Genomic DNA, 7,840 nt, shown 5'->3' on the forward strand with positions numbered 1-7,840 from the left:
CTCGGAACTGGAGCTGGCAAGATGAAGTGCAATTGAACCCCGACCGGGCTATTGAGCCTAAAACAAGCGAGGAATTACAGGTCGCTTAAATCGTAAAAACATCTCAACTATCTTGACAATTACCGATTGACATACGCCTTCATTCATGGGGGAGTGTTGAATTTGGGACAAGACTTTACTGGGGTGTTTGCAAATAGTACTAGTCAGATTTTCCTCCTTAGGTGATGACGTAATAATACGAGTCAATCTTGTAGCGAAAGGTTTTTCGACGGATTCAGGTGATATGGTGCGGCTGCTAATGGTCTTAAATAAATATTGAGCTAGATTAAGTGGCTTAAGTGAGTAAATACATTTTATTGATTAGCACATTTTGCAGCAGTTATACAAAGAAATCGGTATTTAACCGAGTGAGTTATTTTGAACGGAATGTGTTAATGAATAAGTTTAAAGTCTTTGGTATTGTATTTATTTTGTGTGTGATGACGCTGAAGGCGCAGGCTGATCCTTTAGTAAATAAGATGCAGGATAATCGTGAGCGGGTTGGATATGTCTCAAAAAATGAGAGTGTGCAATTGCTGCTTAATGCATTGGCAGCAGACATTAAAAAGCCATTTATATTAAGTCCTAAGGCAATGAAAAAGACGGTAACGGGCGAGTTTGATTTTGCGCAGCCTGTGCAGCTATTACATAAAATATCAAATCAAGTTGGTTTGATTTGGTATGACGATGGTGCAAGTTATTATGTTTATGATAATAGCGAGGTAAAAAATGCAATGCTGTCTTTGCGTAATGCGTCGCTAAATAATCTTAGTGAATTTATGCGACGTACCGGCTTGCTTGATAAGCGCTATCCAATTCGTGGAGACGCAAAGAGCAATACGTTCTATATATCGGGCCCGCCAGTATATGTTGATTTAGTTGCAAATGCGGCAGGCTATTTGGATGATTTATATAAGAATGTAGATCTTAATAAGCAAAAAATTGAGGTCATTCGGCTGCACAACACATTTGTAAATGACCGCTCATTTGATTTGCGTAGTGAAAAAGTAACCCTACCTGGTATCGCTTCAGTGGTGGGGCTTATGCTGGCGGCCGATGGGGCTGAGCTTATTGAGCGTCCCCGAGAAAAGCCCCCTGTAGGTGTTGAAGCCGCCCCATTAATTGCTGCTGGTAAAACTTTGGATAGTAAGACATTTAATACTTCACAGGGGCAGGTGAAAATAGCTGCTTATGCTGAAACTAATAGCCTATTGGTAAAGGGGACTCGTGAGCAGGTAGATATTATTCATGGATTGATTACGCAGCTGGATGTACCTAAGCGCCATATTGAATTGTCACTGTGGATTATTGATATTTCTAAGGGTAATTTGGATCAATTGGGTGTGAATTGGCAGGGTGCTGTAAATGTGGGAAATAAAGTAAAGGTAGCTCTCAATGCGGGCAGCGTGCAATTAGCTGGTGGAAATACATCTGTATTAGATGGGGCAAAGTTTGTAGCGTCTATTATGGCATTGAGTCAAAAAGGTCAGGCGCAAATTGTTTCACGTCCAATTATATTGACTCAGGAGAATGTGCCCGCCATTTTTGATAATAATAGTACTTTTTATACCAAACTCGAATCTGAACGTGCCGTGGCTTTAGAAAGTGTCACCTATGGCACGTTGATCAATGTCTTGCCAAGATTTAGTGCAGAAGGCGAAGAGGTTGAAATGATTTTAAATATTGAAGATGGTAGTGCAACGTCACCCAGTAGCAATGGTCCAAGTAATGTAAATGGCATGCCCGTGATTACGCGCACTAAGATTAATACGGTAGCGAGAGTGCCAAAAGACAAGAGTTTATTGATTGGTGGTTATAGTCTTGAGCATTATAAAAAGACGGAAAGTAAGGTGCCATTGCTGGGTGACTTGCCTTGGGTTGGTGGTGCATTTCGCACGACAACCGAGGATGTAAAAAAAATGGTACGGGTATTTCTAATTCAGCCTCGACCATTAGAGATGGGTAGCACTTGGGATGCACGGCAATTTACAGCTCCGAGTGTTTTGTACCCTGATGCCGCTTTGGACGAAGTAGTTCAGTTACTCAGGCAATCTGCTGGAGACAAGCATGGCCGCCATTGATGGGATTTCGTTTCAACGCCATAAGCTTGAGCCAAGGCGGACGGAAGTTCAGGTAGAGCCTGAGCAGGCGGAGGGGCGTGAGCGGAGCGATCAGGAGCTGATGCTGCTGATTCAGGACGATTTATCTGCTGTCTTGACTCAATTTAGGCGCCAGACGGGTATTGATAAGAAGTCTCAAAGAATCTCTGAGCAATTTGAACGTATTTTAGAAGACGATGCAGAGCCCAAAGTGGCCAAAGTATTTGCTTTATTGCGTAGCCAGGGGATGAGTCCCGAGGTGCTGCTGGCTTATGCACGCAGTTTATTTCCAGATGACAGTGATCTGGTCCTGGTCTTGCGTGAACTTTTAAAAAAGCGTGGTCTTGAAGCTTTGCACTCCGATATCTTGGAGCAGGCTCTTGAGCAGGCCTTGATGCAGGCTGATCCGCAACGATGTCAGGCGGGGATTAATGTTGGATTAAAGGCAAAGTTGCACGGCGCACGTATGGAGGTTAGCCCAAAGGCGTTGCGTACAGCCTATCGTGATTTCTTAGGCTGCGTAGAAAATGAGGTTGCTCAGTACGAGCAATGGGTCGAGCAATTTGGGGCACAAAAGCGTGGTTGGGTACTGGCATTTTTGGAGTCAGCCTTGATCTTTGATATCCAGGCGCATGACCCTAGTTGTGCACGAGAAGAGTTTGGGCGCTTGCTGCACCACACTGTGAAATTGAAGCGCGTGAAATCTAGCGAGTCTGATTTTATTGGTTCATTTAAAGGTCGGGATCTTGCCACAAAAGCAGGGCTTGATGAGGTGAGCTTATTGTCTTTGTGGTTTGATTTTGTGCGGCGGCCATTTGAATTTGAGGCCTCGGTCAGCCAAGCGATAGCATCAAGTTTGTTGATATTCTCTATAGCGGATAAAGCGCAATTGTTGCAAATGCTTTTAGCTTCAGTACGAAGTATTGATGAGCAATTGTTTTTTGCTCCTGAGAGCAAGCAGTTGATTCTAGATAAAATTTTAGACTGGGCCAGTGACCATTACGTTAGGGAGGCGCAGGTAGATCATCAGAAGCGCTTTCAGAATAGTTTGTCTGCACCTAAAGAGTAATCAGAGAACATTAATGACTATGCATTGTTGCAGGGGGCTGAGCACCGCTCCTCTTTACTCCACATATTGCTTGTGCTGAGAAAGGCTGTGCCCTAATGCATGGGGGTTTGGTTGGTGTTTTGAATTTAAAAACATTTAACTAAATCAATTAGAAAAGGTTAGGCATGTTAAAAAGAACTTGGGGTGCTTTGGCAACGCGGCCAGAGCTAATTATTTTGGCGTTGATCGTCATTATTATTGCAATGCTGATTGTCCCTTTACCGACGGTCTTGGTGGATTTGCTCATTGGCGTCAATATTGTCATTTCATTATTGATCCTGCTGGGGTCGTTTTATATTGAAAGAGTTTTAAACTTCTCATCGTTCCCTTCATTACTTTTGATTACAACGCTATTTCGCCTGGCTCTATCAATTAGCACGAGTCGCTTGATTTTACTGGACGCCGATGCTGGGCATATTGTGAGCACTTTTGGCGAGTATGTTATTGGCGATAGTTTGGTGGTGGGGTTTGTAGTGTTTGCAATTGTCACGGTGGTGCAGTTTATCGTGATTACCAAGGGATCGGAACGGGTTGCCGAAGTGGCTGCCCGCTTTTCTTTGGATGGTATGCCTGGTAAGCAGATGAGTATTGATGCGGATTTGCGCGCTGGTATTTTAGATGCCGAAAGTGCAAAGGAGCGACGTGCGACGGTAGAAAAAGAAAGTCAACTTTATGGCTCGTTTGATGGGGCGATGAAGTTTATTAAAGGTGACGCCATCGCAGGTATTGTTATTATTTTTGTGAATTTTATTGGTGGTATTACCGTTGGTATGGTGCAACGTGGTACTTCGTTTTCTGATGCTTTGAGTGTTTATACCAAGTTGACCATTGGGGATGGCTTAGTTGCACAAATCCCCGCTTTGCTTATTTCGATTGCAGCAGGTTTTGTGGTGACCCGTGTCAATGGGGAAAGCAAGAACTTAGGGCATAGCATTGTAAGTCAATTATTTCAAAATCCATTCGTGATTTTAGTGACCGCTATTTTAACCCTTTCAATGGGAATGTTGCCGGGTTTTCCGCTTCCTGTGTTTATTGTTCTTTCGGGGGCGATGGCGTTTTTGTACTGGCGGCGAACTCAGGCAGCACAGGTACAGGCATCTTCAGAAGGGGGGGCGGCTACTTTCATTGATGAGCATGGTAATGTGGAAACCGATCAATCAACTCTAGATACGGGCAAGATGAGTGCCGAAACAGTGCCCCTTATTTTTGTGGTGGCGGAGCGCAATAAATCTTATTGGGTTAGTAAAAATATTTTACAAAATATAACGAATCGTTTTTTCCTAGATTATGGAATTCGTTTGCCTCAAGCGGTTGTGAGTTATTCGGCATCTGCTGATGAGAGTAAGGTTGGGGTGTTTGTAAATGAAGTGAGAGCTGCTGAGTTTGATAGTCCATGTGGGCAATTTCATATCATGGATTATCGAGATGAATTAAGTCAGCTCGATATCAATGTAAAACTGATACAAGGCGTCACGCGTACTAGTGCTTGGGTGAGTGAAGCGGATGCGTCTCAGGTGGAAAAAATGGGCTATGCCCTGCGCAGTGATGTGGATGAGCTGTATCAAAATGTGGCGGGGCTGTTGGCTCGTAATGTGCAAGAGTATTTTGGTATTCAGGAAGCAAAAAATCTATTAGATGAGCTTGAAGGAAAATATCCGGAATTACTGAAAGAGACCTATCGGCATGCTTCTGTACAAAAGATTTCAGAAGTACTGCAAAGGTTATTGCTGGAACGTATTTCTGTCCGGAATATGAAGTTGATTTTAGAGTCTCTGGCGAAGTGGGCTCCGAAAGAAAAGGATGTGATTACCTTGGTGGAGCATATCCGCTCGTCTTTGGGGCGTTATATCTCGGATAAATTTGCGGCGCAGGGAAAAATCAGGGCCATTGTCGTGTCGCCAGGCGTTGAAGAGATGGTGCGCAAAGGCGTGAGGCAAACCAATGCGGGAGTATTTTTAAACTTGGACCCAGCAGAGGCGGAAGAAATCATGGATTTATTTGCGGTGGGTCTAAATGGGCTTTCTATTGCGCATAAAGATATGGTGTTACTGGCATCGGTGGATATTCGACGTTTTGTGAAACGTTTAATTGAGAGTCAATATGGCGAGTTAGAAGTTTTGTCGTTTGGTGAAATAAGCGATTCAATATCAATTGATGTTTTAAGGACGATTTAAAATGGATATGCAAAATTTAGATATGGCTGCTTTGGTAAAGGCGGCGCTGCAGCATTTAGGTTTCCCTGGTGGCCTAGTTAAGGATATTGATGGACATTCGACCATCTGTTTCAATTTTGATGGTGCACCAAGTATTTATTTGGTAAAGGATGAATATAGTGTGTGGTTATGGAGCAGGATCTCCGAATTTAATGAGATTGCCATGGCCCAGTATGGTCATGATTTACTAACCCACTTAATGGAGCCACAAGCCTATTTGCAGATGGGGCAGCCTATCGTGGCTGAGCGCGATGGACATTTGGAGTATCGCGGCACATTACATCAGGATTTTTTGCAATCTCCGGAAACTTTTGCCTTTTCCTTGCAAAGTTTTTTTAATTCGATGTCTGATGCCCACGAGATTGTAAATCGATGAAATTTACATCGTTGTGGTGCCACTATGCGCATCCACATCACTTGCGCGGGCCAATGATCGAGGCGCCTTTGCCTGATGTGTTTGTGGGCGAGCTGTGTGAGCTGCGCGATTCACTGATGTCTACTCAGGTCAGCGTCCGGGCTAGGGTGGTCGGTTTTAGCGGGGATCAGACCATGCTTAGTGTACTTGGCTCTACAGCGGGTCTGTCGCGTCAGATGCTCGTAATGCCTACCGGTAAGAGCCAGTGTATCGAAGTGAGCGATGCAATGCTGGGGGCGGTGCTTGACGCCAATGGCGATATTGTGGAGCGCCTCAGTCCTGAGCGTGTTTCTTGTGGATACGCTCGCCAGATTGACGCTTTACCTCCAAGTTATTTGGAGCGGGCATCCATTGACACCGTCTTACCAACAGGCATCCGCACCTTAGATAGCTTGCTCACTTGCGGTGTTGGCCAGCGGGTGGGAATTTTTGCACCTGCCGGCTGCGGTAAGACCACTTTGATGAATATGCTTATTGAACACGCTGACGCAGATGTATTTGTGGTGGGGCTCGTTGGAGAGCGTGGTCGTGAGGTTGCCGAGTTTAGCGAATGGCTTCGGCATTCTGCGCATAAAGACCGTACTGTTTTGGTGTACTCAACTTCAGATGCTGCCTCGGTAGATCGTTGTAATGCGGCACAGATCGCTACCACAGTCGCAGAGCATTTTCGGGACGAAGGTAAAAAAGTCATTTTACTTTTGGATTCATTAACTCGGTATGCACGTGCTTTGCGTGATCTCGCCTTGGCGGCAGGTGAGATGCCCGCCCGTCGCGGCTACCCTGCGTCCGTGTTTGATGCTTTGCCTAAGTTATTAGAGCGTTCAGGTAAGACCTTACGTGGCAGCATTACGGCGTTTTACACCGTTTTATTAGAGTCGGAAGAAGAAGCGGACCCTATTGGAGATGAAATTCGCTCTATTTTGGATGGGCATATTTATTTAACTCAAAAATTAGCGGGTCAGGGACATTTTCCTGCTATTGACGTTTTGCGCAGCAACAGCCGCTTGTTTGCTCAGATCACTACACCAGCACATCAGGCTCTGGCAGTAAAAGTGCGTACGCTATTAACAAAGCTTGAAGAGATGCAGCTTTATGTAGATCTGGGCGAATATCGCTCAGGAGAAAATGCCGAGAATGATCACGCATTTTCTTGTAAGCCAGCACTGTTAGATGTATTGCGTCAGCCTGTGCAAGAGCCCAGCGAGTTTGACCACACCTTAAAGGCGTTGCATGCCGCTGTGGCATAAGGGCCGAAAACTGCTGACGCTGTCTGAGCGAAAAACTCAAATACAGCAGCGTCTGTTGAGCTTGCAGATGCAGGCGGTGGCCACGCAAGAAGCTCAGCTGCTTGTTATCGAAACAAGCTTGCTAAATGTGCAAACTACGCTAAAGGCTCAATGCTTAAATGCAGTTGCAGTGAGTAAAGCTCAATTGTTTGAGCACCGTCGGCAACAGGCTGTGTTGCTGAGTGAAATTCAAAAATTGCGTCTTGAGCAATTGCAATGCAAGCAGCAGTGTGAATTGCTAAAAGAGCAACTGGAAACGATACGAATCCGCTTGCGAGAGTTGGATTATAAGACGATGAAGTTTGAGCGTTGGACACAAGTCGAAAAACAGCGTTGGAATCTGCAAGCGTTGAGTAGCGAGGAGGCAGAAGGGCAAGAAACAATGCCTTGGAGAAAGCTATCATTTTAATTGATGGAGAGCCTGCGGCTCTGTAGAAAATTCGTACGAGTTGACGGATTAAATTTTCATCTTTGAATGTTTTTATCCAGGATCTAGCGTAAACACTGGATTTTCTATTTTCTATTTTCTATTTTCTATTTTCTATTTTCTATTTTCTATTTTCTATTTTCTATTTTCTATTTTCTTTAATGTTGATGGTTAAATTATATATTGATGTGTACGATTGTTATAATGGTTGTTTGTAATAAAATATCTATAAATTTTTAATAAACATTTAGGG

Annotated in this window: 6 protein-coding genes; all 6 read left to right on the forward strand. The window is 44.3% G+C overall.

What is annotated here, in order from left to right; translation table 11 throughout:
• Positions 1-434: 434 nt before the first annotated feature.
• The 6 genes from sctC to CSQ88_RS21390 all read left to right on the forward strand — a co-directional run bounded on the left by sctC (position 435) and on the right by CSQ88_RS21390 (position 7,569).
• Positions 435-2,120: a type III secretion system outer membrane ring subunit SctC gene (gene sctC / locus CSQ88_RS21365; protein ID WP_099400084.1), complete on the forward strand. Its 1,686-nt coding sequence runs from the start codon at positions 435-437 to the stop codon at positions 2,118-2,120.
• On the forward strand, positions 2,107-3,207 hold the full coding sequence (gene sctW / locus CSQ88_RS21370) for a type III secretion system gatekeeper subunit SctW (protein ID WP_099400085.1): 1,101 nt from the start codon (positions 2,107-2,109) through the stop codon (positions 3,205-3,207). Before sctC ends, sctW begins: the two co-directional genes overlap by 14 nt.
• Before the next feature lie 164 nt (positions 3,208-3,371).
• A complete protein-coding gene (locus tag CSQ88_RS21375; protein ID WP_099400086.1) occupies positions 3,372-5,420 on the forward strand; it encodes an EscV/YscV/HrcV family type III secretion system export apparatus protein in 2,049 nt (682 codons plus the stop codon).
• A 1-nt stretch (position 5,421) separates the two neighbouring features.
• Positions 5,422-5,835 (forward strand): hypothetical protein, encoded by a 414-nt coding sequence (locus tag CSQ88_RS21380; RefSeq protein WP_099400087.1) that lies wholly within the window; start codon positions 5,422-5,424, stop codon positions 5,833-5,835.
• Positions 5,832-7,121, forward strand: a complete 1,290-nt coding sequence (sctN, locus tag CSQ88_RS21385; protein WP_099400088.1) for a type III secretion system ATPase SctN — start codon at positions 5,832-5,834, stop codon at positions 7,119-7,121. Before CSQ88_RS21380 ends, sctN begins: the two co-directional genes overlap by 4 nt.
• Positions 7,105-7,569, forward strand: a complete 465-nt coding sequence (locus CSQ88_RS21390) for a hypothetical protein (protein ID WP_099400089.1) — start codon at positions 7,105-7,107, stop codon at positions 7,567-7,569. The genes sctN and CSQ88_RS21390 overlap by 17 nt, the downstream gene beginning before the upstream one ends.
• Positions 7,570-7,840: the final 271 nt, after the last annotated feature.

This window comes from Iodobacter sp. BJB302 (assembly GCF_002735645.1).
Taxonomy (GTDB): domain Bacteria; phylum Pseudomonadota; class Gammaproteobacteria; order Burkholderiales; family Chitinibacteraceae; genus Iodobacter.

Coding starts and splice junctions, on each gene's coding strand:
- CSQ88_RS21380 (WP_099400087.1), top strand. CDS start 5,422: ATGGATATGCAAAATTTAGATATGGCTGCTTTGGTAAAGGCGGCGCTG.
- sctW (WP_099400085.1), top strand. CDS start 2,107: ATGGCCGCCATTGATGGGATTTCGTTTCAACGCCATAAGCTTGAGCCA.
- CSQ88_RS21390 (WP_099400089.1), top strand. CDS start 7,105: ATGCCGCTGTGGCATAAGGGCCGAAAACTGCTGACGCTGTCTGAGCGA.
- CSQ88_RS21375 (WP_099400086.1), top strand. CDS start 3,372: ATGTTAAAAAGAACTTGGGGTGCTTTGGCAACGCGGCCAGAGCTAATT.
- sctC (WP_099400084.1), top strand. CDS start 435: ATGAATAAGTTTAAAGTCTTTGGTATTGTATTTATTTTGTGTGTGATG.
- sctN (WP_099400088.1), top strand. CDS start 5,832: ATGAAATTTACATCGTTGTGGTGCCACTATGCGCATCCACATCACTTG.